The 2487-nt window shown below is 53.0% G+C and carries 3 protein-coding genes; all 3 read right to left on the reverse strand.

Annotation, left to right across the window (positions count from 1 at the left end; genetic code table 11):
- Positions 1-26: 26 nt before the first annotated feature.
- From FRIGORI9N_RS13955 to FRIGORI9N_RS15525, 3 genes are read right to left on the reverse strand one after another with little or no spacing between them, the layout of a single operon-like run.
- Positions 27-1649, reverse strand: a complete 1623-nt coding sequence (locus tag FRIGORI9N_RS13955) for an IS66 family transposase (protein ID WP_201301507.1) — start codon at positions 1647-1649, stop codon at positions 27-29.
- Between the two features lie 59 nt (positions 1650-1708).
- Complete coding sequence (gene tnpB, locus FRIGORI9N_RS13960; protein WP_256366127.1) at positions 1709-2023, reverse strand: IS66 family insertion sequence element accessory protein TnpB; 315 nt, start codon at positions 2021-2023, stop codon at positions 1709-1711.
- A 20-nt stretch (positions 2024-2043) separates the two neighbouring features.
- Positions 2044-2406 carry a transposase gene (locus tag FRIGORI9N_RS15525; protein ID WP_159572444.1) on the reverse strand — a complete coding sequence of 121 codons (363 nt, stop codon included), beginning with the start codon at positions 2404-2406 and terminating at the stop codon, positions 2044-2046.
- Between the last annotated feature and the right edge of the window lie 81 nt (positions 2407-2487).

The raw sequence follows: 2487 nt of genomic DNA on the forward strand, positions 1-2487 counted from the left end.
GTAAGCCCCCAGCAAACCCGTCTTGATTAGTTCGCTGGTTTCCAGTTGTGCGGCAGCAATTCATTGATCCTGCTGTACGGCTGCGTGGGCAGGCGGTCCATCACATCCTTTAGATATTCCAGCGGGTTCAGGCCATTGAGTTTGGCCGATTGCACAAGACTCATGATCGCTGCATTGCGTTGGCCTGAGCGCAGGCTTCCGGCAAATAGCCAGTTCTTGCGACCCACTGCGATGGGGCGAATCTGGTTCTCCACCCAGTTGTTGTCTATCGGCGTGTGTGGATCACCCAGGAATGTGGTGAGCGCATCCCAGCGTTTCAAGCTGTAATCAATGGCCTTCATCGTGCCCGACCCGTCGGGCACCTTGATCTTGTGGTCGAGCAACCATTGTCGAAGTTTGTCCATCAACGGTTTTATATCTGCTTGCCGTCGATGTCGTCGCTCATCAGGTGGCATGTCTTGCAACTGTGCTTCAACTGCATAAATGGCGTTGAATTGTTCCAGGGCGGCTTGGGCAATGTGGCTCTTGTTGGCAGCAAACAGTTCGAAGAACTTGCGCCGCGCGTGCGCCATGCAGCCTGCTTCCGTAATTTGGTTGTCTTTGATCAGGGCTTTGTAGCCTTGGTAATCATCACAAATCAGCGTGCCACTCCAGCCATCCAGAAAGGCCTTGGCATGTTGACCGCTTCGACCTTCTGCAAAGTCAAACACCACTGCTTTGATGTCAGCATGTTGCGTAGTGGCATAGGCCCACAAGTAGGCTTTCTTGGTGGTGCTGTTTTTATCCTTGGCCGCTCCGTTCAGCATGGTGATGGGTGTTTCATCCGCATGCAGCACGCCTTGTTTCAGGATTTCTGTGCGCAATGCATTCACTAAGGGCTGCAAAGCTGCGCCACACTGGCCTACCCAGGAACCCATGGTGCTGGCCGATAGTTTGTAGCCAGTGCGGTCAAACATTTGTTCTTGCCTGTACAGCGGCAAGTGGTCTGCAAACTTGTTCACCAGCACTTGGGCCAACAAGTTGGTGGTGGCCATGCCCTTGTCGATCACATGCGCGGGCACTGGGGCTTGAATCAGGGTTTCGCACCTATCACACACCCACTTGCCACGGATGTGGCGCTCTACGCTGAAGGTGCCAGGGTGGTGGTTCAACTTCTCAGAAACATCTTCACCAATCCGCTTTAACTGGCAGCCACATTTGCACAGGGTTGAATCAAGTTCATGGCGAATTTCTGTACGGGGCAGCTCGGGTGGCAGCGCTTTGCGCTTGGGCTTGAGGTTTCTGCTAACGACTTCTTTGTCTTGCTCGGGCAGCTTGTCCAGTTCTTCCTGCTCAATCTGAGCAGTGTCGCCGTCGATTGTTTCATCAAACAAGTGCCGTTGTTCAACTGTCAGGGATTCAGCCTTCTTGCTGAACCGGAACCTTTTGTGAAGCGCCAGTTCGAGGGTGATCTTGGAGATGACAGCGTCTTTGTACTTCACCACCACCTGAAGCTCGGCGTTCACAGCCTGAAGATTTATATTGCTAGCTCGAAGCTCAAGGGCCTCCACCTGCAATACCGAGTTGGCTTTGATTTGTCCCAGTAGCATCGCCTGCAGTTGGTCTGCGTCCATCTTGGCAATCTGTTCTGGCGTGGGGCTTGAGGTCATGACGCAGATATTGCCACACACCATCCACGCCAACTATTGGCAATCTTGCCAATTGAAATTCAGAGATATTTGATGCTGGAATATTCGCCGAGACGCTGCCAGGGTAGCCCTACAATCAGCGCGTTGAATTGTTCAGTGGACAGCGTGACCGATGAGCCTAAATCAGCACTCTTGCCCCAATTAAAACTACCTTTGTGCAGCCTGCGGCTGCACAGCCAGACTCCAAAGCCGTCATGCACAATGACCTTCATTCGATTGGCACCACGGTTTGTAAACAAATAAGCGTGGTGGGCCTGAGCAGCACCAAACACGGCAATGATTTGATTCATCAAAGTGTCCATGCCACAACGCATGTCGCAGGGTGCGGTGCTCATCCAGATTGCGTCCACACGGATCAACGCAACACCTCGCGAAGCACTTGGCCAAGTTCAGTGATCTGCAATGAATCCAATTTAAACTGAATGTGGAGATCACCGCGAGCGATGTTGACTTCGACGCGTTGGCTGTTGCTCGCTGGCGTGTGAGTGTCACGAACGACGCTGGATTCAATTCGAACAGGAACAAAAGCTGGCGGGGTGATCAAAGCGCCAGACTCTTTGACCCACCGACGAAGCAGGTTAGGGTTCACACCGTGCGCCACGGCCACGCCGGAAACTGAGGCGCCAGGTTCAAGCGCAAGCCTGACCAACTTCGATTTGAATTCAGGTGCTCGATACACACGAACGGGACGTTTCGGGGTAGTTTGAAGTGCACTCATGGTGTCCACCAAGAAATGGAGTGGACACTATGGTCGCCGTTCAGAACCAGTCATTTCAAGATGGGTTTGCTGGGGGCTTAC

The organism is Limnobacter sp. 130, from assembly GCF_902506325.1.
Lineage (GTDB): Bacteria > Pseudomonadota > Gammaproteobacteria > Burkholderiales > Burkholderiaceae_B > Limnobacter.